24 protein-coding genes are annotated in these 25469 nt (G+C 64.2%); 13 read left to right on the top strand and 11 right to left on the bottom strand.

The window, feature by feature from the left end; all coding sequences use genetic code 11:
* Positions 1-41: 41 nt before the first annotated feature.
* The 6 genes from J2Y46_RS05300 to glpX are packed head-to-tail and all read left to right on the top strand — an operon-like array spanning position 42 to position 5071.
* The gene (locus J2Y46_RS05300; RefSeq protein ID WP_310240780.1) at positions 42-827 is read left to right on the top strand and encodes a TIM barrel protein; all 786 of its coding nucleotides are present in this window, start codon (positions 42-44) and stop codon (positions 825-827) included.
* Positions 824-1498, top strand: a complete 675-nt coding sequence (locus tag J2Y46_RS05295; RefSeq protein ID WP_310240778.1) for a hypothetical protein — start codon at positions 824-826, stop codon at positions 1496-1498. The genes J2Y46_RS05300 and J2Y46_RS05295 overlap by 4 nt, the downstream gene beginning before the upstream one ends.
* Positions 1495-2748, top strand: coding sequence for a 3-oxo-tetronate kinase (gene otnK / locus J2Y46_RS05290; protein ID WP_310240776.1), 1254 nt, complete (start codon positions 1495-1497; stop codon positions 2746-2748). The genes J2Y46_RS05295 and otnK overlap by 4 nt, the downstream gene beginning before the upstream one ends.
* The gene (gene otnC / locus J2Y46_RS05285) at positions 2745-3389 is read left to right on the top strand and encodes a 3-oxo-tetronate 4-phosphate decarboxylase (RefSeq protein WP_310240773.1); all 645 of its coding nucleotides are present in this window, start codon (positions 2745-2747) and stop codon (positions 3387-3389) included. The genes otnK and otnC overlap by 4 nt, the downstream gene beginning before the upstream one ends.
* Before the next feature lie 3 nt (positions 3390-3392).
* Positions 3393-4091 (top strand): substrate-binding domain-containing protein, encoded by a 699-nt coding sequence (locus tag J2Y46_RS05280; protein WP_310240770.1) that lies wholly within the window; start codon positions 3393-3395, stop codon positions 4089-4091.
* Complete coding sequence (glpX, locus tag J2Y46_RS05275) at positions 4088-5071, top strand: class II fructose-bisphosphatase (RefSeq protein WP_310240768.1); 984 nt, start codon at positions 4088-4090, stop codon at positions 5069-5071. Before J2Y46_RS05280 ends, glpX begins: the two co-directional genes overlap by 4 nt.
* Positions 5072-5299: 228 nt before the next feature.
* On the opposite strand, the gene J2Y46_RS05270 is transcribed toward glpX, so the two are convergent.
* The 11 genes from J2Y46_RS05270 to J2Y46_RS05220 all read right to left on the bottom strand — a co-directional run bounded on the left by J2Y46_RS05270 (position 5300) and on the right by J2Y46_RS05220 (position 16828).
* Complete coding sequence (locus J2Y46_RS05270; protein ID WP_310240766.1) at positions 5300-5641, bottom strand: metalloregulator ArsR/SmtB family transcription factor; 342 nt, start codon at positions 5639-5641, stop codon at positions 5300-5302.
* A gap of 125 nt (positions 5642-5766) precedes the next feature.
* Positions 5767-6507, bottom strand: a complete 741-nt coding sequence (locus J2Y46_RS05265) for an SDR family oxidoreductase (protein ID WP_310240764.1) — start codon at positions 6505-6507, stop codon at positions 5767-5769.
* A gap of 21 nt (positions 6508-6528) precedes the next feature.
* Positions 6529-7137 (bottom strand): cysteine hydrolase, encoded by a 609-nt coding sequence (locus J2Y46_RS05260; protein WP_310240763.1) that lies wholly within the window; start codon positions 7135-7137, stop codon positions 6529-6531.
* 5 nt (positions 7138-7142) lie between these two features.
* Positions 7143-8588: an FAD-dependent oxidoreductase gene (locus J2Y46_RS05255; RefSeq protein WP_310240760.1), complete on the bottom strand. Its 1446-nt coding sequence runs from the start codon at positions 8586-8588 to the stop codon at positions 7143-7145.
* A gap of 210 nt (positions 8589-8798) precedes the next feature.
* Entirely contained in the window at positions 8799-10289 is a 1491-nt protein-coding gene (locus J2Y46_RS05250; RefSeq protein ID WP_310240758.1) for an aldehyde dehydrogenase, read from the bottom strand.
* Positions 10286-12031: a thiamine pyrophosphate-binding protein gene (locus tag J2Y46_RS05245; RefSeq protein WP_310240756.1), complete on the bottom strand. Its 1746-nt coding sequence runs from the start codon at positions 12029-12031 to the stop codon at positions 10286-10288. The genes J2Y46_RS05250 and J2Y46_RS05245 overlap by 4 nt, the downstream gene beginning before the upstream one ends.
* A gap of 37 nt (positions 12032-12068) precedes the next feature.
* On the bottom strand, positions 12069-12839 hold the full coding sequence (locus J2Y46_RS05240; protein WP_310240754.1) for an enoyl-CoA hydratase/isomerase family protein: 771 nt from the start codon (positions 12837-12839) through the stop codon (positions 12069-12071).
* 7 nt (positions 12840-12846) lie between these two features.
* On the bottom strand, positions 12847-14025 hold the full coding sequence (locus J2Y46_RS05235) for a thiolase family protein (RefSeq protein ID WP_310240752.1): 1179 nt from the start codon (positions 14023-14025) through the stop codon (positions 12847-12849).
* Between the two features lie 30 nt (positions 14026-14055).
* Complete coding sequence (locus J2Y46_RS05230; protein WP_310240750.1) at positions 14056-14751, bottom strand: 3-oxoacid CoA-transferase subunit B; 696 nt, start codon at positions 14749-14751, stop codon at positions 14056-14058.
* Complete coding sequence (locus J2Y46_RS05225; protein WP_310240748.1) at positions 14748-15533, bottom strand: CoA transferase subunit A; 786 nt, start codon at positions 15531-15533, stop codon at positions 14748-14750. Before J2Y46_RS05225 ends, J2Y46_RS05230 begins: the two co-directional genes overlap by 4 nt.
* A gap of 56 nt (positions 15534-15589) precedes the next feature.
* Positions 15590-16828 (bottom strand): CaiB/BaiF CoA-transferase family protein, encoded by a 1239-nt coding sequence (locus J2Y46_RS05220; RefSeq protein WP_310240746.1) that lies wholly within the window; start codon positions 16826-16828, stop codon positions 15590-15592.
* Positions 16829-16886: 58 nt separating this feature from the next.
* Here J2Y46_RS05220 and J2Y46_RS05215 point away from each other — a divergent pair, with 58 nt between their 5' ends.
* The 7 genes from J2Y46_RS05215 to J2Y46_RS05185 all read left to right on the top strand — a co-directional run bounded on the left by J2Y46_RS05215 (position 16887) and on the right by J2Y46_RS05185 (position 25448).
* A complete protein-coding gene (locus tag J2Y46_RS05215; RefSeq protein ID WP_310240743.1) occupies positions 16887-17720 on the top strand; it encodes an aldo/keto reductase in 834 nt (277 codons plus the stop codon).
* A gap of 338 nt (positions 17721-18058) precedes the next feature.
* Positions 18059-18736, top strand: coding sequence for a GntR family transcriptional regulator (locus J2Y46_RS05210; protein ID WP_310240742.1), 678 nt, complete (start codon positions 18059-18061; stop codon positions 18734-18736).
* 128 nt (positions 18737-18864) lie between these two features.
* Positions 18865-20895, top strand: a complete 2031-nt coding sequence (locus J2Y46_RS05205; RefSeq protein ID WP_310240739.1) for an FAD-dependent oxidoreductase — start codon at positions 18865-18867, stop codon at positions 20893-20895.
* A 21-nt stretch (positions 20896-20916) separates the two neighbouring features.
* Entirely contained in the window at positions 20917-21831 is a 915-nt protein-coding gene (locus tag J2Y46_RS05200; RefSeq protein WP_310240737.1) for a sugar phosphate isomerase/epimerase family protein, read from the top strand.
* On the top strand, positions 21831-22895 hold the full coding sequence (locus tag J2Y46_RS05195) for an SDR family oxidoreductase (protein ID WP_310240735.1): 1065 nt from the start codon (positions 21831-21833) through the stop codon (positions 22893-22895). The genes J2Y46_RS05200 and J2Y46_RS05195 overlap by 1 nt, the downstream gene beginning before the upstream one ends.
* A gap of 9 nt (positions 22896-22904) precedes the next feature.
* Positions 22905-23762 carry a sugar phosphate isomerase/epimerase gene (locus tag J2Y46_RS05190; protein WP_310240732.1) on the top strand — a complete coding sequence of 286 codons (858 nt, stop codon included), beginning with the start codon at positions 22905-22907 and terminating at the stop codon, positions 23760-23762.
* A gap of 660 nt (positions 23763-24422) precedes the next feature.
* Positions 24423-25448, top strand: a complete 1026-nt coding sequence (locus tag J2Y46_RS05185; RefSeq protein ID WP_310240730.1) for a sugar ABC transporter substrate-binding protein — start codon at positions 24423-24425, stop codon at positions 25446-25448.
* The last annotated feature ends 21 nt before the right edge of the window (positions 25449-25469 follow it).

Genomic DNA, 25469 nt, shown 5'->3' with positions numbered 1-25469 from the left:
CCACCCCCACCCCATTCAGCGCCGCGAGAGGCGGGACACCCATGACACTTCGATTCGACGCCAACCTGAAGTGGCTGTTCACCGAGTACGAGTTCGAAGCCCGCTTCGACGCGGCATCAGCAGCCGGATTCCGCGGCGTGGAGTACGCCTCGCCGTACCCCTACGAGGCCGCTCAGTTGAAGCGACTCCTCGACGACGCCGGCCTCGAACAGGTACTCATCAACACACCGATGGGCGAGCCCGGCACGCTCACCCGCCAGGGCCTCGCTTGCATTCCTGAAGTCGTCGATGAGTACCGCGATGGCGTGCTGCGCGGACTGGAGTACGCCACCGCGCTGGGGGCATCCTTCCTCCACGTCGTTGGAGGCATCATCCCCGACGATGTCAGCCGAGATCTCGCGTTCGCCACATACATCACCAACATCGCGTGGGCTGCCGAACAAGCCAAGACCACCGGAGTGCGCCTCCTGCTTGAGACGCAGAACAAACGCAACGCACCGGGCTTCATCCTGGAGAGTCAGGCGCAGGCCGCAGCAGTCGTCGAGGCGATCGGCTCGTCCCGCGTCGGGCTTCTGCTCGACTTTTACCACGCGCAGATCGACGAGGGCGACCTCATCTCGACCTACGAACGATTCAAGGACCTCATCCTTCATATCCAGGTCGCCGACCCACCAGCCCGACACGAGCCCGGCACCGGCGAGATCAACTGGGGCCCATTGTTCTCCGCCGTCGCGGCATCGGGGTATGCGGGATGGATCGGCTGCGAGTACGAACCGGCGAACGGGACGGCTGAAGGACTCGGATGGATGAAGGAGTATGCACGATGACCCCCCGGATCGCTCTTATCAGCGCGGTGCCGGCCGCCATCCATCCGGCCGAATCTGCAATCCGTGATCAGATTCCCGACGCCGAACTCTGGAACATCCTCGACGACCGCCTGCTCAGCGACGCTGACAACCGTGGAGGCCTCGACGAGAACCTCCGAAATCGCATGAATCGGTTGATCGAGCACGCCCTGGGCGAAGGGGCTGACGCGGTTCTTCTCACGTGTTCGCTGTATGGCACGGTGGCGCAACAGTTCGATGCCGATGTTCCCGTCCTCGCTCCGGACGACGCCGCCTTCGCTGCGGTCGCCCGTGGAGGCTTCGAGCGTGTACTCGTCGTCGCTTCCTTCGAAGGCGCAAAAGCCGACACGATGGCCCGACTCGACGCGTTCCTTCGCGGTGCCGGCGCCCAGGCGCAGATCATCGGCGTCGCCGTTCCAGCGGCGATGGCACCCGCCAAGACCGGCGACCAAAGGCAACTGGTCCAGGCGCTGATTGACGGATCTCTGATGGTCTCGGAATCTGTGGACGCGGTCCTGCTCGCGCAATACTCCCTGGCCCCCGCTGGCGAGGAACTTGAAGTCGCACTCGGCGTTCCTGTTCTCTCAGGCCCCCTGAACTCCGCGTCCCTGCTTCGACAAGCACTCACCAATCAACTCAGGGATGCCTCGTGATCGGCGTAGTCGCCGACGACGTCACCGGCGGCACCGACGTCGCCGTCGCCTTCCGCAGGCAAGGACACAAGACAGCGATCTTCTTCGACACTCCATCTGCGGGTGAACTCGACGCTTCACTGGACGCGGCCGTCATCGCACTGAAGACGAGAACCGTGAGCCCTCGTAGTGCGGTGGCGCAGAGCATCGAAGCTGCTCGCGCGCTGCAACACGCCGGCGCCACTCAGCTGTACTTCAAGTACTGCTCGACGTTCGACTCCACACCTGCAGGCAACATCGGCCCCGTACTCGAGGCGCTCCGAGGGTTGGCAAACGTCGACAGTGTCGTCACCACACCCAGCTCACCCGAGCACGGACGCACCACGTACAACGGCTACCTATTCGTACACGACCTGCTGCTGTCAGAGTCTCACATGCGGAACCATCCCCTCACCCCCATGCATGATTCGGCTCTCGTCCGTTTGATGGACAGGCAGCTGACCGCGCCCAGCTCGACCATCATCGGGCACGACACCATACAGGTTGGCGGAGAAGAGCTCGCAGCCGCAGCCCTTGAGGCCCGACGCACGCATCGCTACATCTTCCCCGACGCGATCACGGACCAGGACCTGCTCGCCGTGGCTGCCATTGTCCTTAACGATCCGCTCGTTGGCGGCGGTGCTGGCCTCGCAAGTGCGATCGCCCGAACCCGCCACCCGCAGCACGGTCAGGGTGACACGGTGACGCGAACTTCCTCGGGAAGCGAACGTAGCGTCGTTCTGGCGGGCAGCTGTTCGCGGCGCACTCTCGAGCAGATCCAAGGGCTGCACGATGCAGGTCGGCCCTCATACCGCATGGATGCGTTAGCGCAGCAGGATCCCGACATCCTGGCTCAGGATGCGCTCGATTGGTACGACGCGATCCCGACGAGCGACGCGCCCCTCATCTATTCATCTCTCCCACCGGATGCCCTCATCGAAGTCCAGAACAAGCTCGGCGTTGAAGCTTCTGCACAGATTCTCGAGGGCGCCATCGGGCGCGTGGCGCATGGCCTACGCAAACGAGGGGTGACCCGATTCGTTGCCGCTGGCGGCGAAACCTCAGGTTCCGTCGTCGCCGCGCTGGAGATCACCGGCGGCGAAATCGGGGACGAAGCGGCGCGAGGTGTGCCGTGGATCCACACATCTGACGGCCTTGACGTGCTGCTCAAGAGTGGGAATTTCGGTGAACCCGACCTGCTGGTCACCGCGACGAAGACTGGTGCACCGTGATCGCCTCCCTGACCAGAGCAGCAACAGAGCTGGTCGCCACGGCACACTCGCTCTTTCAGCGCCGGCTCACGCACGGAAGTACCGGGAACATCTCCCTGCGGACTCCAGACGGCATTCTCATCACTCCCACAGGCGTGAGCCTAGGGTCTGTATCGCTCGACCGCCTGTCACTCATCGACAACGATGGACGCCATATCAGCGGGCCTGCCCCCACCAAGGAAGCCTTCCTTCACGCCGCTGTCCTTCGTGCCCGCCCTACCGCCAACGCCGTCGTGCACACACACTCCACCCACAGCGCGGCTGTCTCGTGCATCGATGGCCTTGACCCTGAGAACGCTCTGCCATCACTCACCGCGTACTACGCCATGCGGGTGGGCAAACTGCGGATGCTCCCCTTCCACGCGCCCGGCGACGCATCCCTCGAAGGGCTCGCAGAAGAGGCGGCTCGCGACGTACACGCCCTACTGCTGTCCAACCACGGCCCCGTGGTCGCCGGCGACTCCCTCCCCGCAGCCATGGACGCACTCGAAGAGTTGGAGGAGACAGCGAAGCTCTATCTCTTGCTCCGCAACGTCCCCACTCGCCTGCTGAGCACGGACGAGAGCTATCAGCTCGCCACTAGCGCTCGCCCAAGGAACTGACACATGTCCAGCATCACCCTCTTCTCCACTCTGGCCGTCCGCAAGGCGCTCGAAACAACCGTCCTGCCAGCCTTCACCGATGCAACGGGCATCGAGGTGCGGACCGTTTTCGATCCGACCACACAACTGTTCCGACGGATCAGATCCCAAGAACGGTTCGACGTGATCGTTGCCATCACTGAGTCCCTCCACGAGCTCGACGGTGGAACGCTCGACCGGCGGACTGTGACACCCATCGCGAGTACGCAAGTAGGGATCGCCGTCGGTCCCCACGCGAGGATCCCGGACATCAGCGATGAGGCGCACCTCATCGAAACGCTCTTGGCCGCCCGAAGTGTGGCCTACTCCCGCACCGGCGCAAGCGGAATATATTTCGCTCAACTCATCAAAGATCTGGGGATCGCCCGCCAGCTGAACAGCCGGGCCACTGTTCTGGAGAAGGGCTTCACCGCCACGGCACTCCTCGATGATCGCGCCGACCTTGCCGTCCAGCAGATGAGCGAGCTGCTGTTCGTCCCCGAGGCGAAGATCGTCGGACCGCTACCGAGATCTGTTCGACACGTCACCCAGTTCTCCGCAGGGGTCAGCCCGCTCGCAACTCACGACGTGAACGCGACCGCTCTCCTTCGGCATCTCACCTCCCCCGCAGCGCATGAGGCGTATGAGGCCGCGCATCTTGAGCCCGCTGGGTCCTCGATATGACCCGCGACCGCACAATCTCACTGGCTAGGCCCGATAGGAACACCGCGCTTGAACTCGTCCGCGCAACCGAGGCCGCCGCGATCAGAGCATTGCCATGGGTCGGACGCGGGGACAAGAACGCGGCAGACCGGGCCGCGGTAGAAGCCATGCGCGCCTACCTCAACACGGCGGCGATCGATGGAACCGTGGTAATCGGTGAAGGCGAGAAGGACAAAGCTCCCATGCTGTACAAGGGCGAGCGAATCGGGCGGGGGCTCGGCCCAGCCTGCGACATCGCCGTTGACCCAATCGACGGGACGACACTCACTGCGACGGGACGCAACAACGCGGTGTCAGTCATCGCCGCCGCCGACAAAGGCGCCATGCTGGACGCTTCTTCCGTTTTCTACATGGACAAGATCGTCACTGACCACCACGGGCATGGCGTGATCGACATCACTCAGAGCATTGAGGACAACATCCGGGCACTAGCAGCCGCTACGGGTAAGCCAGTGGATGACATGGCCATTGCCGTCCTCGATAGACCACGACACGCGGCGCTCGTCACGCGCATCCGGGAACTTGGCGCCGCCACCCGACTGCTGAGCGATGGCGATGTCGCCGGCGGCATCATCGCCGCCACACCTGGCTCGCGTATCGACATGTGCGTAGGGGTCGGAGGCAGTCCCGAAGGCATCACAACCGCCTGCGCTGTGCGTGCGCTGGGCGGTTTCATGCAGGCGGTACTGGCACCGAGCGATGACTCCGAACGAGAGACCGCGGAATCGGCTGGCCTCGACACCCTGCGCGTCTACGGACTGAGAGACCTCGTCGCGACCGACAACACAATCTTCGTAGCCACAGGGGTGACGGACGGGGACCTGGTCGCCGGAGCAGCCCGTCGGGGAAGCAGGGTCCGCACCGAAAGCATCATCCTGCGAGGCCGGTCAGGCACGCTGCGTCGAGTCATCACCGACCACGCCCTGGACAAGTGGCAATGAGCTTCGGCTGCCCGGTGCCCCCGGTCGTCTTGGCAGACTGGGATGAGCCGCGACGCGGAGTCGACCTGCAACGCACGCGCGGCTTACTTAGCGTGTGAACCGCTCAGGCGCTGAGCGACGGATCACGGAGCGAATCGTTCGTCGATGCAAGGGGGGTTCACCATCCGCTTACGACGCAGCTGGGCCGACGCCTGCTGGACTCCCCCAGACACTCTCCTGCGCCCCACGCTAGGGCTCGCCGACGTCCAGCGGAGCGCTCGGCGGCTGAAGGTCGCCTCGCGGAGGCGCGACGTCGAACAACCACTCATCAATCACGTCAAAAGTCTCATCAACGATCGAGTGCGCCCAGCGTGCTCCGACTCGTTCTCGTCGAATGAGACCGGCCGTCCGCAGCTGCTCAAGGTGGAACGACGCCGCAAATCGGGTGATCTCCAACGCCGCGGCGAGCTGCATCACTCCAGGTGTCGCCTCCGACGCGCGGCGCGCTTCAGCGAGGGTCGCAACGATGCGAAGCCGGATAGGGTTCGCCAACGCACCGAAGACCCTCGTGAGCTCCTCCAGATCCTGCATGTCGCCTTACATGAAGAGAAGAGGTCGCCGGTGTCCACCCACCGGGGGTGCCGATCGAACCCCAGCATCTCTTTCGATCGGCCGATCACGTTCCGGCGAACGCTGGAGCTCACCCACCCGCGTAATCAATGCAGGTCGCCGTCCGCGCGTCGCGCCGTGATCAATTCGGGGTACATGACCTCTACCGCGCGGGACAGGTTCGCCCGAGTCGCGCGGGTGAAGTCGTCACCCAAAACCTCATACACGCCAGCTTCGAGTCCATCGTAAGTCGCCGCAACGATCTCCGAAGGCTTCGCCTTTTGCACGTCCCTTTCATGCTCAACCATCGGTGTATCCACCCACCCCATGAAGAGACTGAGCACGTGAGTGTTTTGCGACGCGAGTTCGAGTCGCAGCGCATTCGACGCGGACCATAGCGCCGCCTTTGACGCCGAATAGGCTCCGTTCGCGGCTCGCCAGCTCGCAGCGGAGTGCACGTTGACGAACGTTCCTCCCCCGTCGGCGGCGAGCACCGATGCCCAGCCGCGCACAACTTCGACCGCACCGAAGAAGTTCGTGTCAAAGATGCGACGGAACTCGTCTTGGTCTCCGTACAGGAGCGAGTCAATGGGCGGGTAGATCGCCGCGTTGTTCACGACGACGGTGGCGTCGGTCGAGTTGGCGACGGCCGCCGCGATCGATTTCCCGTCGAGCACGTCCAGGCTCAATGTTGCGACTCGCGAATCCGCCCACTGGCGAGGATTTCGCGCCGTCGCGTACACCTTCCGCGCGCCTCTCTGCAGGGCCTGCGCGACGAACTGACTTCCGAGGCCGCCATTGGCGCCGGTGACAACGACGGTAGCGCCGCCGAGAGACGTTGCACTCATCTGATGCTCCTTCGGCCCGCGTTAGGCCGCGTCAACCGTCACCTGGTGCAGCAATTTGACGGCCTGCTCCGTGTCGAGAATCTGCGCGACCATGGAGATCGCGTGGTCCAACGCCGCGGAGTGCCATTGAGCATCCATGCTGGAAGTCGCATCGCTGACAACGACGACGCGGAAGCCCTCGTCTGCCGCATGGCGCGCGGTGTGCTCGACAGACATGTTTGTCAGCGCGCCGGTGAGCACCAGACGTTCAACTCCAAGCGCATCAAGATGCGCCTGCAGGCCTGTTCCCGCGAACCCGCTCATTGTGGTCTTCGTGAGGACCAGCTCATCCTCGAGCGGTTCCGCACCGTACGCCGGCGCAGCTCCCCAAGTGCCGGCGATGTAACCGCCCGAGGCGGCGACTGCCTCCAGCAGCGGAGTGTTCAGTGTGGTGGGGTCCGCGTCGGGGTTCGCGAGGAAGTGGATGTGGATCACAGGGATACTCGCGGTGCGAGCCGCCTCGAGAAGTCGGGCGATGTTGAGCAGGAGCTTCTGCTGCACCGCGTGGACGGCGTTGCTTTCGAAGGCGCCGCCCGCTGAGACGGTGTCGTTCTGAACATCAAGAACGATGAGCGCTGTGTTGTTGGTCATGCTATTCACTTCCCGCTTGTCGAAATGGGTGCAGCAGCTGTAATGAATTCGGTCCCGACGCCGGCGATGGCATCGGCAGCATGCAGCGCATGCGCGACGGCGGTCAGCGTCGGATTTCCTGCGTTGGCGGCGCCGAGGACGGCGTTGCCGGCGACATGAATGTTCGTGTACTGCCAGAGGCGTCCCGTGGGGGACACCACACTGGTGCCGTCGTCGGATGGACCCATCCGGCAAGAACCCATGAGGTGCGTCGTGCCACCACGCGGCACCAGGGACGAGCCCCACCCCCACTCGAGTTCACCCAGTTCATCCGCAACGAGGAATTGCTCACCCAGGGCCCGCGCCGCGATCTCGCGATCACGCCGAGAGAACGAAATGGAACCGTCCGCGGTGGGCAACCCGCGATCATCCAGGTGCTGGAAGTCGAAGCGGAGCCTGTTTTCCGGTCGCGGCTCGATCGGGCAGAGTCCGAGGATGTCGGCGGTGTTGCGGGGGTCCACGTTGGGGGGCAGTTCGTCTGTGTACCCAAGGATGTGCCGCGTGAGCTGCGTCTGCCATGGGTGTGCCGCAGACGCCGGAGCCCACAACGCGAACGTCGGTCCGTCAACCTCATGATCAACCCTGAACTCGGGTTTCAGGCTGATCCGGGAACCGAAGATCACGTGCTCGGTCAGATAGGCGCCCAGCGCCTCACCGGCGTCCAGTCTGGATGCGGCAACGAGTTGAGCGCTGCCCACGGTTCCCGTCGCCACCACGATGTGGTCGGCGCTGAACGTCTCCACCTCGTTGGTTGCACTCGCGTATGCCTCGACGGCGACCGCACGGTCACCGTCAGTGACGATGCGTCGCACGATCCGGTTGGTCACGATCTCGACTGCGGCACCAGCACCGACCAGCAGATCGTCGGCACCGGAGAAGTGCAACTGCTTGCCGTCCCACACCGCGGCGATCGGCATGTTCTGGACCTCGCGGCCCTCAGGCAAAGAACCCACGGCACGCCGGAAGCCGTCCCGCAGCGACTCCGATCGCGGATCGCTGTCAGGCACCTCTTGCGAGACGTGCAACAGTCGCTGCGCCCTCGCGACAAGCGGGTTCCACTCTGCGAGATCCAGCCACTCGGGAAGTTCCGAAACGTCGTGAGTGGGAGCGTTGTTGGACCATGCAGTGAAGAGCCCCCCTACTGCGCGAATTGCACCCAGCCCGGGAAGCCCGCTCTGTGCCTGCGCGTCGCCGTTGAATGCGACATAGTTGCGGCTCAGATACTCGACGGCCTCCGGCATGCTCGCATCCATCGGGCGTTCGTTGCGTGAGTGAGTTCCCGCAGCTGTCGTGGCGATGGAGCCCGCCTCGAGCACCTTTACCGTCATGCCGCGACGGCCGAGCTCTCCTGCGACTGCCGCGCCGCCGGCTCCCGAGCCGATCACGATTACATCCGCCGTGAATCGACTCATCGCCGGGCCTCCTTGCATGTGGCCTTGGCCGCTCCCTGGAGCCGGTCGAATTGCTTCTCCACATTGCCTCACTTCGTTGTGTTTCAGACCGCGCTGCCGATTCAGGTGCACGACTCGCAGTGTCTGGCCTGGCACGCCTCGCTGGCTCCGCCTGGCCACCGCGTCACGGCACCGCCCGGGTTGACGGGCCGCGACGCGGCAGTAGGGCTATCAACCCATGCGGAACGGATCTCTGTTGATACCCGACGTCTCGATCCACACGGACTTGGCTTCGGTGTATTCGATGATGGCGTCGGTGCCGTTCTCACGGCCTACGCCGCTGCGCTTGGTGCCACCAAACGGAACACCGGGCGCCGAGACGCGATAGGTGTTTACCCAGACCACGCCGGCCTCGAGCGCCGCTGCAACCCGATGGACCCGACGGACATCGTTGGTCCAGAGACCGGATGCCAGACCATACTCGCTGTCGTTGGCCAAGCGCACCGCTTCCTCCTCGGTGTCGAAGGGCAGCACGATGACGACGGGGCCGAACACCTCTTCGCGAAGGATGTCCATCTCCGAGGTCACCCCGGTCAACACGGTGGGTCGGATGAAATTGCCGTCCAGGCCAGCGTCACGCCCACCGCCGCATTCGAACACTGCGCCCTGGTCGCGCGCGACCGTCAGCAGCTCCAGCACCTTGTCGAACTGCGCCTGAGTGGAGATCGGGCCCACATCAGTGGCGTCATCCTTCGGATTCCCGAGGCGGATGTCATTCGCCCGCTTCGAGAGCCGATCGACCACCTCCGCGTACAGCGGCCGCTCGACGTAGACGCGTGCGCCGGCGTGGCACATCTGCCCCGCTGCCGCGAACACTCCGGCAGTGATGCCGTTGACGACAGCGTCCACGTCGGAATCGGCAAACACCACCTGCGCAGACTTGCCACCAAGTTCGAGCGAAACCTGTGTCACGTTTTCGGCAGCGGCCTGAGCGATCGAGATTCCGGTTTCTGTCGAACCGGTGAACGCGATCCGTGCGATGCCAGGATGCGAGACAAGCGCGTTGCCGGTGGCGCGCTGCGCGCTCGCGACCACGTTGAACACTCCAGGCGGGAAGCCTGCCTCTTCGAACAGTCGCGCAAATGCGATCAGTGATGCGGAAGTGAATCTCGAGGGCTTTGCCACAATCGTGCAACCTGCGGCAAGCGCCGGAGCGAACTTGTACATGCCGAGAATCAGCGGCGCGTTCCACGGCAGGATCGCACCGACGACTCCAAGGGGCTCACGCAGGGTGTAGACGAAGTAGTCCGGATGGGCGTCGGGGATGGTCTGACCGTAGACTTTGTCAGCCAGCCCCGCAAAGTAGCGTAGCCAGACCGGCAGCAGACGGATCTGAGATTCCGCGTCTCGCCTCAGCTTCCCGTTGTCGCTGACTTCGATGTCCGAGATCAGATCGATCTCGCGTTCGACAATGTCAGCGAGCCGATTCATCAGCCTGCCACGCTCCGCCGATGGCATCTGGCCCCAGGCACCGTGGAAGGCGGCGTTCGCCGCGCGGACGGCGCGATCGACATCCTCGGGCTGGGCGTCGGCTACGGTAGCCCAGGGCTTGCCCGTGTACGGATCCTGAGTGAGGAACGTCCCACCACTGGCCGCTTCGACCTGCTGCCCATCAATGTAGAGGGGAAAGTGCGGCAGTTCGGTTGCTTCAACGGCGCTCATGCGTGGGCCGATCCAGCGCCGATGCCACGCACCCCTGCATCATCACTTGGAATGTCCCGGCCATCCAGGAGGAACAGCGGCCCGCTGACGTGGTTGTCGACGAGCTTCACATCGATATCGATGGGCACGTCGATGACGTAGGGGCCCGTAGCCGCCAGTGCACGCTGAATCGCTCCCTCAAGGTCTGACGCCGCCGCCACCCGCTCACCCTCAGCTCCGTATGCGCGCGCGATCGCCGCATAGTCGGGGTTGGTGAACTTAGTCCACGATCCCTTGCCGAACTTGCCGGTCATCATCTGCTCGTTCGCGTCGTAGCTGTCGTTGTTGAAGACCACGATGACAATGGGCAGCTGCTGTTCGACGGCCACACGAAGTTCATTCAGGTGGTACTGCGCGGCGCCATCTCCGGTTGACACGAACACCTTCGAGCCGGGCTCAGCGAGCTTGGCGCCGATGCCCATGGGAACAGCGGATCCCAGGACCGCCTCTCCGAACGAGAGCAGAATCCGCCGCGGCTTCGTCAGCACCGTTCCCTGAAGGTTCCAGCTCGAGTGGTTGCCGATATCGGTGACGAGAATAGAATCCTCGTCCATCACCTGAGTGATCTCCTTCATGATCCGCCACGGGTTGACGGGGAACCGGTCATCCTGGCCCTGCTCCTCGATGAACGAGAGCCATGCAACCTTCCGCTCGCCCACCGTCTCCACATACGCTTCCCGGCTCGCACGCAGACCGTCGGCTTCACCGGTCTCGATGAGAGCCGCGACGACGGCGTCCACGAACTCGCGCACGTCTGCGACGACCGGCACCGTCGGGAAATAGACCTCGCCGAGCCGCTGCACATCGACGTCCACGTGAATCAGCGTCTTGGGGAGCTGGGTGGTGAAGCCCTGCGAGATGCCCCAGTCGGACAGTCGCGATCCCAACACGATCGCGACGTCCGCTTCGGCGAGCGTGTCGTTCGCGCTCGTCCAGCCGGCTTGTCCCGCGGTTCCGATCACAAGCGGATGGGTCTCCGGCACCAGCCCCTGACCAGTGGTCGTCGAGATGACAGGGATGGAAGCCAGCTCGGCCAGCCGCGTGATCGCGTCGCCTGCCTCACTCGAGACAGCACCCCCGCCAACGATGATGACGGGCCGCTTCGCCGCGATGATGGCGTTGACCGACGCGGTGACGTCGTCCGCCGAAGGAACAGTGCGGGCAGGCTTGACCCAACCCTGCGGGATGTTGATCTCCCCGCGGTCCGCCGTCAGATCGAAGGGGATGTCCACGTACACGGCACCTGCGGGCCGGCCCTGCGCTGCCTGGAAGGCCTTGTGCAGCGTCTCACCGATCTTGTCGACCCGTTCGACACGCGCAGACCATCGGGTTACCGGGCCGAAGACACCGACCGGCACCTGCTGCAGCCCGTCGCGGCCGACGAGGTTGCTGTCCGCGTTCAATCCGATGTGCACCGAGGGGATCCTCGAGGAGGTTGCCTCCTGCAGCGCGGGAGGCAGCAGGAGCGAGCCCACCGTGTGCCAGATGCCGACTGCCGCGGGGCGGCCCTTCACGTAGTTGTAGGCGGTGACCATGTAGGCGCCTCCCAGTTCCGTTGCCGGATTCACGGTCGGCAGGCCCGACTCGGACACCGCGTGCGCGATCTCGTGAGTCGAGTGCCCGATGTAGCCGAATACCACCTCCGTCCCATAGCTGCGCAGCGTCTGGACAATAGCCTCAGCACCCGAAATCGACACCTTCATCTCCCTTGTTTCCACATCACGTTTCTTCGACCGCTGGTCAGCGGCCGACAAAATTCGCGTCGCGTTTCTCGCGGAATGCCGCGATGCCTTCCGCGGCGTCCTCGGTACGCCGGAGGATCTCGTTGACAGCCTGCTCCATGCGGAGCCCTGCCGCGAGATCGACATCTCTGGAGCGCACGGCGAGCTCTTTGGTGGCCTGCACTGCTAGCGGTGCGTTGCTCGCCACCCGCGCCGCGAGAGCCATTGCTTCGTCGACCAGAGTGTCCGGCTCGACGATCCGATTGATCAGCCCGTAGCGTTCCGCCTTGTCAGCGCCCCACAGATCACCGGTAAGCAGCAGCTCCATCGCAACCGGGTAAGGCAGCTGATCGAGCGCGCGCTGGGTGCCCCCGTTGCCAGCGATCACTCCTCGCTTGACCTCGCTCAGCCCAAACCGGGCGGAGGGGACGGCGAGGCGGATGTCGGTCGCGAGGAGCAAGGTCATGCCGCCGCCGACGCATATTCCGTTCACCGCGGCAATCACCGGCTTCCAGACCTCGAGGCCACGGTTGAGCAGCTGTCCTCGCTGAGTGGCCCAGAGTTCCGCGATCGGCTCCTCACGTCCGAGGAAGGTCTTGATGTCTGCGCCTGCGCAGAACGCCTTCTCGCCGGCACCGGTGATCACCGCCGCTCGGATCGCATCATCATCGCGAACACGTGTCCACGCCTCAGACAACTGCGCGTAGGCAGCCACGTCCAACGCGTTGAGTGCGTCAGGACGATTGATGGTGATGAGTGCGGTCCCGCCCACAACTTCCAGCTCGATCATGATCGGCTCAGTCTTCGTAGCGGCTCAGGAGCATAGCCAGTCCCTGACCGCCACCGATGCAGAGGGTGACGATTGCGGACTGAAGATCGCGGCGCACGAGGTCCTTGATGGCTCGAACAGTGAGGATCGCGCCGGTGGCCCCAACTGGATGGCCGAGCGCGATCGCGCCGCCGTAAGGATTCGTCTTCTCGGGGTCCAGATCGGCATCGCGGATCACAGCGAGCGCTTGCGACGCGAAGGCCTCGTTCAGCTCGACAACATCGACGTTCGCGGCCGAACGGCCGGTCTTCGCGAACAGTTTGCGCAGCGCGAGGGTGGGCGCATACCCCATGATCTCCGGTTCGAGCGCGGCGGTGGACACAGAATCAATCGCGGCGAGGGGTCGCAGACCATGCTCCTTCGCGTAACCCTCGCTTGTGACGACGAGAGCTGCGGCACCATCGTTGATCCCCGACGAGTTGCCAGCGGTCACCGTGCCGTCTTCTGCGAACGCGGGACGCAGCGTGCCAAGCTTCTCAAGCGTGGTATCCGGCCGCGGGTGCTCGTCAACATCCACGATGTGCGGGCGACGCCCACCAACTTCCACCGGCGTGATCTCCTCAGCGAACGCCGCGCGGGCGGCGTCCGTGGCGGCGCGCCGCTGGCTCTCGATGGCGAACTCATCCTGCGCGGCGCGACTGATGCCAAAACGCGTGGCGACAGCCTCCGCCGTCACTCCCATCAGCGAGTTGGTCCACGGGTCGGTGAGAACCGCTCTCGTCCCGTCAAGCAGGACGCGGTCGGCGAGGCGATAACCGTCTCTCGCGTTCTCGTCGAGGAAGGGCAGACGAGACATGCTCTCGTTCCCACCGGCGACGATGAGCTGAGATTCGCCCCAAGCGATCTGCATAGCAGCCGACCACACCGCCTGCAGACCACTTCCGCACAGTCGGTTCACGTTGAGCGCGGGGGTGTCGATGGGCAGACCCGCCGCGATCGCCACCCGGCGTGCGTTGTAGGCATCCTTCCCGACCTGGCCGACGCATCCCATGATGACCTCGTCGACGTTGTGTCCGACGACCCCGGCGCGCTCGATAGCTGCTCCGACGGCAATCGCGCCAAGCTCGTGCGCCGGTACGTCCTTCAGGCTTCCGCCGAATCCGCCGACTGGCGTTCGGGCACCGTCGACGATAACGACCCGTTCCATTTTGTTTCCTTCCAGCCTGCTCGACCGTTGTCAGGCCGCGCGGTAGTTCTCGATGACATTGGGAACGGCCAGCGGGGCGGCCGTCAGTTCCTGCACCTGTTCCGCCGTCACTCCCGGCACTGTCTCGGTGAGGACGAGCCCCTCTGCGGTGACGTCGATGACGGCGAGGTCGGTGATGATCCGGTCGACGATTCCCCGGCCGGTAAGCGGCAGGGAACACTCTTCGAGAATCTTCGGGCTGCCATTCTTTGTGACATGCTCCATCACGACAATGAGACGGCGCGCTCCCTGCGCGAGGTCCATTGCACCGCCCATGCCCTTCACCATGGCGCCGGGAACCATCCAGTTCGCCAGATCGCCGGCCACCGAGACTTGCATTCCCCCCAGAATTGCGAGATCGATGAGTCCCGCGCGGATCATCCCGAAGCTGAGCGAAGAGTCGCAGATGGAGCCGCCAGGGAGAAGAGTGACAGTCTCCTTCCCAGCGTTCACAATGTCGGCGTCGACCTCATCCGGGAGGGGGTACGGTCCGACGCCGAGGATGCCGTTCTCGGAGTGGAACACCACATCCGTCCCCGGCCGAAGGTAGTTCGGGATCAGTGTGGGAATGCCGACCCCGAGATTGACATACTGGCCAGCGCTGACTTCCAGCGCCGCTCTGGCTGCCATAGACGTTCGCGCGACTCGACGCGAGAGAATTTCGTTCTCCGGAGTGGTAAGTGTCATGGCGTTGCTCCCTCGACTCGACGGACAGTGAGACGCTCGATGCGCTTGTCTTCGCGCTGGACTTCAGTGAGCGGCACCACTCGGTCAACGTAGATACCCGGCAGATGAACCTCATCCGGGTCCAGCTCACCAGGCTCGACGAGTTCCTCAACCTCAGCGATCGTTACGCGACCCGACATCGCCACTGCCGGATTGAAGTTTCGCGCGCTGGAGTGGAACACAAGATTGCCGAGGCGGTCTCCCTTGCGCGCACGCACGAAAGCGAATGCCGCGTCAATCGGCGTTTCGAACACGCAGTCCACTTCTCGACCACGCAGTGCCAGCCGTCGTACTTCTTTCGCCGGCGAACTCACCGCGACAGACCCGTCAGCGGCGTAGCGCCAAGGCATCCCGCCGTCGGCAACCACCGTGCCAGCGCCGGTCGGCGTGAAGAAGCCGGGGATCCCGGCCCCACCCGATCGAAGGCGCTCCGCAAGAGTCCCCTGGGGCGTGAGTTCGACTTCGATCTCGCCGCCCAAGTACTGCCGTTCGAACTCCTTGTTCTCGCCGACATATGACGCGATCATTCTGCGCACGCGTCTGGCTTCGACGAGCAGCCCGAGCCCCCAGTCGATCGTTCCCGGGTTGTTCGAGACGATCTCCAGGTCGCCCGGGCCAGCATCAAGAAGGGCTTTGATCAGCACCGCAGGAATCCCATTGATACCGAAGCCGCCGAAGGCGAGAGTGGCCCCATCTGGTACGTCGGCGACAGCGTCGCCCGCATCCGGGTAGATCTTGTCCATTGGTGCTCCTTGATTCGATGTGTTCGGCTCGCCGCGGCGACGACGAGTTCGAGGCGTCAGATCACTCGGCGATCACTCAGCTGATCGCGTTGAGCCTCGTCGTATCCGAGAAGGTCGCCAAAGACCTCATCGTTGTGGGATCCCGGGTTCCACGGCCCGGACCATCGCACGGATCCGGGAGTGCGGGAGAGCCGCGGCGTGATCCCCTGGGCGATGAAGTCTCCGGTGTCCACCTCGTGGGTGATCAACGCTTCACGCGCGATGATTTGCGGGTCGTTGACGAGTTCGGCAATGGTGTACACCGGACCAGCCGCGATCTGACTGTCCTCGAGCATTTCCTGCAGTTGCGCCGCAGTGTGCTCCCCGGCCCACTCGCCCACGAGGTCTTCCAGCACCACCTGATGGCGCACGCGCGCTTCGTGGGTTCGGAAGCGCTCGTCAGTGATCAACTCCGGTCGGCCCATGGTGTCGCAGAGCCGTTCGAACATGCGCTGTTGGCTGGCAGCGATGACGAACCACAAACCGTCGGAGGTCTTGAACACGTTCGATGGAGCCACCCCGGGGATCCGGGTGCCGGTCGGCTGTCGCACAATCCCCAGGCGGTCGTACTCGGCGACCGCGCCCTCCATCATCGCGAGGCACGCTTCAACGAGTGACACGTCGATTTCTTGCCCGAGTCCACTTCGCTGACGCTCGTGAAGAGCCGCGAGGATCCCCTGTGACGCGAACACGCCCGCGATGGAATCGCCGAGGGACAGCCCGACGCGGGGTGGCGCCTGGTCGGGGTAGCCGTTGATGTAGCGCATCCCGCTCATCGCTTCGGCGACCGCCGCAAACCCGGGACGCCGACGATACGGTCCTGTCTGCCCAAAGCCGGAGATCCGAGCGAGAATGAGCCGAGGATTGATGGCGCTCAGGGTGTCGTAGCCCAGGTTCCAACGTTCGAGGGTCCCGGGGCGGAAGTTCTCCACGATGACATCGCTGGTAGCCGCGAGGTCCCTGAATACGCGTTGGCCTTCATCGCCGTGCAGGTCGAGGGTGACGAGCTTCTTGTTCCGGCTCTGGATCGACCACCAAAGCGAGCGCCCGTCCACCGAGCCCTGCCCCCACTCGCGGAGCGGGTCCAGGTTGTCTGGACCTTCGATCTTGATGACTTCGGCGCCCAGGTCGGCGAGCATTCGTGCGGCGAACGACGCAGCAACGATCGACCCCAGCTCCAGCACACGTACGCCATTCAAGGGTCCAGGTGCAGTGGTGTCGATCGCTGGAGGGGTTTCCTCGGCCTTGAGGCTCATGTGTCATGTATACAGCATCAAATACACAGAAACAACCCGGCTGAGTCAGAATGGAGCCATGAGCATCATTTCCACCGTGACCTTGAACGACGGCGCCTGGTTCCCCGAGCTGGGCCTGGGCACCTACGACCTGCGGGGCGAGGAGGGGATCGCGGCGATCGTCGCCGCGCTCGACTCCGGCTATCGCCTGCTCGACACCGCGGTCAACTACGAGAACGAACGCGAGGTCGGCGAGGCCGTCCGCCGCAGCGACGTCGATCGCGGCAAGGTGCTCGTCGCATCGAAGATCCCCGGTCGCCACCACGGCCGGCACGAGGCGGTCGATAGCATCAAGGGCTCGCTCGATCGGCTGGGCCTCGACCGCATCGACCTGCAGCTGATCCACTGGCCGAACCCCAGCGTCGGCAAGTACGTCGACACGTGGCGCGGTCTGATCGAGGCGCGCGAGCTCGGTCTCGTCCGTTCGATCGGCGTCTCCAACTTCACCGAGGACCAGCTCACCGAGCTCATCGAGGAGACGGGCGTCGTGCCGTCGGTGAACCAGGTCGAGCTGCACCCGTACTTCCCACAGGCGCAGCTCCGGGCATTCCACGCCACGCACGGCATCCGCACCGAGAGCTGGAGCCCGCTCGCCAAGCGCAGCGAGCTGCTGACCGAGCAGATCCTCACCGAGCTGGCGACGGTCCACGACGTGACGCCGACGCAGGTGGTCCTTCGCTGGCACACGCAGATCGGCAGCACGCCGATCCCCAAGTCGGCCGACGCCGACCGGCAGCGGGAGAACGCCGACGTCTTCGGCTTCACCCTCACCGACGACCAGCTCGCCGCGATCAGCGCGCTCGAGCGCGGTCGCCTGTGGGACGGCGACCCGAACACCCACGAAGAGATGTGACGGAACGGATGCTGCGACCCGGAGTGTGCGCGTGGAAGTCGTTGCAACTCCGACGTGCACGTCTGAGCTGATGCGCGGGCAGGGGCCTTGACCGTGCAACGTCGCGAGACGCGATGCAGCGCCGACGCGGGAAGCCACGCCGCTATCAGCAGGTGCAGGCACCCATCTCATTCGCACGGACCCGTTAGCGATCTCCGCCAACGCCCCGCCGCACTCTTCAGGGATGGTTATGAGGAAAGGTGGAGTCGCCAGGGATTTGCGACGGCGAGGCGCAGTAGTGCATACCTAATACGTCCGCCTATGATGGTGTCTACCTACCGAACACTAGGGGGAAATCGATGCCGCTCAGCGCACCTGGTTCCGGAGAGCCTATCGTTAAGCGCGCCAACGTCGCCGTTGCTGCCGCGCTTCGATTGGGCATCATCCGCGGCGACCTGGCCCCGGGCGAGGCAATCCTGGAAGAGGATGTGGCTGACACGCTCGGCGTCAGCCGGACTCCCGTGCGTGAAGCCCTCCTCCTTCTGGCGGGCGAACGGCTCGTCGATCTCGGAAACGTACGCGGCCAGCGCGCGGTTGTCCGAGACATGTCCACCGACGAGCTCGACGAAATCTACGCGATGCGCGCGATGCTTGAGGGCTACGTGGCTCGCAAGGCCGCCGAGCGCGTCACCCCTGCGCTCCTCCGCCAACTAGAGCAGAGCATCACGCGGATGTCTAAGCTCGCGGGCAACGTTCACGAGCTCATCGAAGAAAACCATCGCTTCCACACCGCGATACTGACGGCCTCATCGACCGATCGCCTCGCCTTCATCGTGGAGAACCTGCTGCAGATTCCGCTGGAGTACAAGCGGGACTTCTGGTTGGACGCAAGCTGCTTAGAGGTGGACATCCAAGGCCACCGGGATGTGCTGGCCGCCTTGCGCGACGAAGACGCCGCCGCGGCTGAGGCTGCGATGGCCAAGCACCTTCACGACGTGGGTGTGCTCACGCTCTCCAAGCGCACTGTTCCCGTTTGAGCTGGACATCCCTCCGGCTGTCGGCATAACGACACCGGCTCGCTGTACCAACTTGACGCACGTCGATGTATTACGGATGATGTATACGTAATTGTTCGCGTTCGACGACGAGCGTTCAGGAGATAGCGATGTCCATTACCACAGCGGATGCGCCCGAGTCGGTCGATCTCGACGTGCTCTGGCAGCCGATCAAGATCGGCACGTCCGTAGTCCTGCCTCACAGAGTCATCCAGACAGCCCACGACCAGAGTTTCGGCGGCGCTGACCTGATCCTCAGCGATAAGGCGATTCGTTACTGGGAGGACCGCGCGCGCGGCGGAGCTGCTCTCGTCATCACCGGCGCGCAGACAGTGCACCGGTCCGCCCTGGGCCACGTCGTCGGTGGTTCTGAAGGCTGGCGACCCGAGGCGCGAGAGCAATACCGCAAGCTCGCGAACACAGTTCACCCGCACGGCACCAAGGTGTTCGTTCAACTCGGACATTGGGGCGCCGAGGACATCGGCATGGCCCACCTTTGGAACTTCCGAGAACTCTGGGCTCCTTCCGACGTTCCGTCTCTCGACGCCGGCGAACACCCTCGACCGATCGAGGCCGAGGACATCGACGAGCTCATCGCCGGTTACGTAGCCACCGCACTCAACGCCAAGGAAGCGGGCATCGACGGCGTCGAGTTCCACAGTGGGCACGGGTATCTCGGCATGCAGTTCCTGTCGCCGTTGACGAACAGAAGAGACGACGAATACGGCGGGAGCACCGAGAACCGCTGCCGGTTTGCCCTCCAGGTTGCGCGCGCGATACGCGAGGCGTGCGGTTCCGAGTTCCCGCTGGGGATCCGTCTGTCGCTTGCGGAAGCCGCAACCGGTGGTATCGACCTCGCTGAGGGAGAACGGATCGTTCGCGTGCTTTCCGCGTCCGGGCTCTACGACTACTTCAACATCAGCGGCGGGGCCGCCGGACACGAGTTCATCGTTCCGATGACCAGCGAGCTGCGAGAGCAGTTCGTGCCCTTCGCTGAACTGGTCAAAAGCATCGTGGACGTCCCCGTCTTCATGGCCGGGCGCGTCACCGACATCCGACGCGCCGCAGCGTTGGTCGCCGAAGGACGCGTAGATGTCGTAGGGATGACACGCGCCCACATCGCCGACCCCGAGATCGTCGTGAAGGCGAAGTCGGGGCGAGTGGACGAGATCCGACAGTGCGCAGGCATCAACCAGGGATGCATCGGCCGAGTCGCTCTGGGCCGGGAGATGAGCTGCACACAAAACCCGACGGTCGGACGGGAGTCCGAGTGGGGCCTCGGGTCCCTCCAGCCCGTAGAGACACCCCGACGCGTGATGATCGTCGGTGGCGGACCGGCCGGACTGAAGGCAGCGGAGATTGCCGCCAGCCGCGGGCATCATGTTTCGCTCTATGAGGCGGGAGACGAGTTGGGGGGCCAGCTTCGACTCGCAGCCCAGCTCCCCAGCAGGTCCGAGTGGGGCGTGGTCATCGAGAATCTGATCCGTGCGATCGACCGGCACGGGGTGGAGGTTCATCTGGGCACCACCGTCACGGACGAACTGGTCCGTGAGGTCGCCCCGGACGTGCTCGTCGCCGCGACGGGCTCGGAGTTTGCCACCACGGGATGGTCTGCTGCGAGCGGTGACCGCGCCGGCATCCCCGGTCTAGAGAACACGTCCGTGTTGACACCTGAACAGGCCATCGAGGCGCCCAGCTCGGTAGGGCGGCGGGTCGTGATCGTCGATGAGACGGGAATGTACGCCCCTCTCGGGGTCGCCGAACTGCTCGCCGACCGTGGACACGATGTCCGCATCGTCTCGCGGAGGCTGGTGATTGGGGAGAAGGCCGCCGCAACGCTTGACCTCCCATACGTCTATCCACGGTTGGCTGCCAAGCATGTGACCCTTCAGCCGCAGTCGATGATCGATCGAGTACGTCCCAACGGCGCGGTCGCCATCAAGAGCCTGTGGGACGGAGAGGTCACCGAAGTTGACGTTGACACCGTGATCGTGATGATGGGCCGCAAGTCCGTGAACGGACTCTACAAGTCCGTGAAAGGCGAGACTTCACTCTCGGTGCATCGCATCGGCGACAGTGTCGCCCCCCGCGACGTCGATGCGGCCATCTTCGAAGGTGAGCGCTTGGGGCGCGCGCTCTAGCGCGGCCGGAAAGGCTTGATCATGACGGAACTCCTCGCAACGTGTTGGACACACGCCGGCCGGTCGTATCCGCTTCCTGGCCGCGATATCTCTCCACTTTCTGTGGAGTCCCGGTCAGAGGCTGTGGCAGCAGCGGGTTTCACGGGAATTGGACTGGATTATGGCGACTTGCGCGCATACTCCTCGACAAGCTCGCTGAAGGACCTGAAGCGGCTGTGGGATGACCTTGGGCTCGTCCACGTCGAATTGGAGTTGCTCACGGAATGGTGGAAGGACGACCCGGCGGAACGGGACGCCCTGGAACGCCGACGGTTCCTGCTAGACGCCGCTGAAACCCTTGGCGCGCACCACGTGAAGATCTGCGCCGAGTTGAGCCTGTCGGATGACGATTGGGTGGAGGCGTTCGATACCGAGCGCTTGGCTCCCAATCTCCATCGCCTCGCCGTTGATGCTGCAGACCGGGGCACTCGACTGGCGCTCGAGCCGATGCCGCTGACCAATGTGGTGACCATCCGTGAGGGTAGGCATCTTGTCGAGACAGCCGACCATCCCGCGCTAGGTCTCTGCGTGGACATCTGGCATGTGGAGCGCGGACGGTCGTCCTTGTGGGATGTCCGCAACCTCCCCGCTGAGCTCATCGTCGCGGTCGAAATCGACGATGCCGCCGACGAACGTGTCGGATCGTTCTTCGAGGACACCATTTACCACCGACGACTGCCCGGCGACGGGGACTTCGATATCCCCGGCTTCGTGAGCGCAATCCGTGCAACCGGGTACACCGGCCCGTGGGGTGTGGAGATCCTCTCCAATGCTCACCGCCTGCGCCCGCTGAAGAGAGCGGTTCAGGTCGCGTACGACACAGGGCGGCGCGCCGTGGATCCCGATTTTCACAACGAAACAGATTCTGGAGACTCAACGATCGTGAGGAACGCGTGATGGGCGGACGGCGCGCTGTCGTTCTGGGAGCGGAAGGGATGATCGGCACCTATATGCGCGACGCCCTTCTCGAGGATGGGTGGGACGTGGCTGGTGTCGCACGTCGCCCGTCGACCGTCAGCCACGAACGCTACGTTCACATCCGGGCAGACCTTCTTGATCCGTCTTCTCTGGCTGCCGCGTTCGGCGCGTTTCCGGACGCGACCCACGTGTTCTACGCCGGGTTCATCCTGGCTGAATCGAGGGCGGCTGAGGTCGGGCCAAACCTGGCGATGCTGGTCAACGGAGTGGAAGCGGTCGAGGCGAACTCTTCTGTACTCGAACACGTTTGCCTGTTCGAAGGGGGAAAGTGGTACGGATGCCACACAGGGCCCTTCAAGACACCGGCGTATGAGAACGACCCGAGGGTGATGCCCCCGATGTTCTATTACAACCAGGAGGACTACCTCACTCAACGACGCAACGACGGTGCCACATGGTCGTGGTCTTCGCTCCGGCCCGAGGGCGTGGGGGGCGTTGCGCTGAGCACTCCGCAGGGGCTTCTGACCGTCCTGGTGATGTACGCGGTCCTCTGCCGTGAGCTCGGGATTCCGCTGCGATTCCCCGGTACGCCGGAGGCGCGCGACGCGCTGTACGAGATGACAGATGGACGGCTGCTCGCTCGTGCCGCTATCCACACCTCGACAACCGCATCCTGTGCAGACCAGGCGTTCAATGTCACCAATGGCGACTCGTTCCGCTGGAACGACATGTTCGCCTACATCGCCTCCCTCCTCGGAATGGAATATGCCGGCACACAGACGCTGAAGCTCACCGAGGTGATGGCCGACAAGGGCCCGCTCTGGGACAACATGGTCGAACGGTATGGCCTCGCCCCCTACAAGCTTGAAGAGCTGGCGGGGTGGCAGATCGCGGATAACCTCCTCTACTGGGGCTGGGACAACGTTCGCAGCACCATCAAGCTACGTAAGACCGGGTTCCATGACTGCATCGATTCTCGGGAGATGGTACGCGACGTGGTCGAACGAATGGTCGAGCTCAAGCTCATTCCCCCCACGACCTGACCGCCGGCCATGAGTCGGCAGAACGTGATGTGGAACGGGACGTGCAATCACCTCTCGTTGTTGGATCGACTACGCGCAGCACGGCTCTCCGGCTGCGACGTTCTCTCGATGACGCCCGCGGACTACCACCACCAGTTATCGCAGGGCGTGTCGATCAGCGATATGAAGCGGATGGCGTCCGATGAGGGGGTCAGCATCAGTCATCTGGATCCGCTCGCGACGTGGGCGCCCGCGTGGATCCCTCCGCATGCCACGGACGAGATGGTGGCAGCCCTCGGAACCGGTGTCGACGACTTTCTCAGAATCGCGGACGCGCTCGAGTGCGAATCGTTCACAGCTATCGGCTCGTTCCCACACGGCGGTATCCATCTCGACGACTTGGCGGACTCTTTCGCTCGGCTGTGTCAGCTTGCATCCGGAATCAGAGTAGACCTTGAGTTCATCCCGGTGTGGGGGCTGCCGGACCTCGCATCGGCGTGGAGCGTCGTTCTCGCCGCGGGCGAGGCCAATGGGGGAATCCTGCTGGACTTCTGGCATTTCTTCCGTTCCGGGTCCTCACTCGAGCTCCTCACGTCCATTCCTTCCGATCGCATTCACTCGGTTCAGGCTTGCGATGCGCGCATGGTGCAGGCGGCCGGCCGTACCGACTGGGAAGACCTGCACGAAGACCGTCTGCCGCTCGGCGCCGGGGAGTTCCCTGTGGAAGCGCTGCTGTCGGTCCTTCACGAGATGGACGCGCTGCAGATCGTTGGCCCAGAGTACTTCTCGAGCCAAATGCGGTCGCTGTCCGCTGAGGGCGTGGCCGAGGTGGTTCAGACTACGTACTGGTCTGCCGTGACGCCCTTCGGGGTCGTGCCTTCGCGATGATGTACATCGATGGGGCCAGCTCACTGACCTGGAACGTTTGTTGACGCAGGAGAGGCCCCCGGGGGCGAGTTGGCGGTGTCTCGTTCCTCAACTCGATCACACGACCCCCCGGGCATGGTGTCCGGGTCGAACCTGATCATCCCCATGTGGTGCATCAGCCCATACTGGCGGCGGTGGGAGCTGTGCGGCGGGAGCGAGCCGCGGTTCGGGTCGAGCCACTTGTTGATCACCCCGCACCAGCTGGGCACGCTCCAGCGCGGTGGCGCCACCGTGGTACTCCGCGCATTTCAGGCTCGCGATCACCGCCAGCGCCTTCTCCAGCACCGGTTTGCGTTCCTGCAGCAGTCGATGCCTGTCGGCGGGGTTAAGCCTCGAGCCGAAGAGACTCTCCGAGGTCCGAGGTCCGAGGTCCGAGGTCCGAGGCCCGAGGCCCGAGGTGCACGGCAGCGGCCATTTGGCGTGCGCCGTTGACATTTGCCCGCCGTTCGTCGGCCGATGTCGTGCCAGACGAACCGTAGCTTCAGTACCAGGCGCCGCCCGGGCGTCAGTTTCGCACAGCGACGTCGGAAATCTGCTTGCAAGGCAGGGCTTGCACTCACGTCAACCGTGAGCCGAGAAAACCCGCAGGTTGCCCGTCCGCACGTCAAGTGAAGCACCGCGATGGATCAAACCTCGACGAAGGAGTCAACCTTGGAACACAGCACAGCGGTCTTCCGCAAGATCGCATTTGCCGTTGCCGCGGGCGTGCTCGCCGCGACCACACTCGCGGGGTGCACGTCAAACACCGCGGAAGCCGGAACCAGCACAGACGCGGCCGGCGTCTCCATCCAGTTCGTCAACCCGCTGCCGAACTACCCGGCGTGGCGGACGATCGGTGACTGCCTCGCCGACGAGGCGAAGGCGCAAGGGGTCGACTTCACGGAGAGCGGCCCGACCGGATCGGCCATGGACCCGACGACGATGATCAAGCAGATTCAGGGCGCCATCGCCAACAAGAAGAGCGCTATCCTCACGCTCCCCGCAAGCGACGCGTTCGGCGCCCTGCTCAAGCAGGCGCAGGAGGCCGGTATCACCACCGTGACCTTCTACGGTGACGGAACCGAAGAGAGCGGCGCCGACATCAACGTCGGAGTCGACTGGACGGAGCTCGGCAAGCTGTACGTCGACGCCATCGCCACGCTGCCCGGTGAGAAGAACGTGGGGCTGATCACGTCCGCTGACACGGGGATCGGCAAATCCTGGATGGATGGCGTGAAGGCAGCCGCTGAGGACGCCGACGACATCTCCATTGTCGGCGAGGTGTACACCGGCGACGACTCTTCGAAGGCGCTCGCGCAGGCGAACGCCCTGCTCACCGCCCACCCCGAGGTCAACGTGATCACGACCAACATGGGCACGGCGACCGCGGGTACTCTCTCGGCGCTGGCGGCTAAGGATCTGACGGGCGAGGTCGCCTTCCTCGGGAACGGTCCGGACAACGGCGGCAAGGAAGCGCTCTTCGACGGTTCGGAGTATCGACTGCTCATGCAGGATCTCTGCAGTGCCGCGACGAAGGCGCTGGACGCGACCATCGAGGCCCTGGAGAACGGCGATGAGCCGGGCGGAGAGCCGGTGATGATCCCGATGGGATTCATTATGGCCAGCACCGACGACTACGAGGATCTCCTGGCGAATAACTGGGGCTAGTGCCGTGGGGTGGGCACGGCT

Source organism: Microbacterium sp. BE35, assembly GCF_031457705.1.
Classification (GTDB): domain Bacteria; phylum Actinomycetota; class Actinomycetes; order Actinomycetales; family Microbacteriaceae; genus Microbacterium; species Microbacterium trichothecenolyticum.
This window is presented reverse-complemented; position numbering and strand designations above follow the sequence as displayed.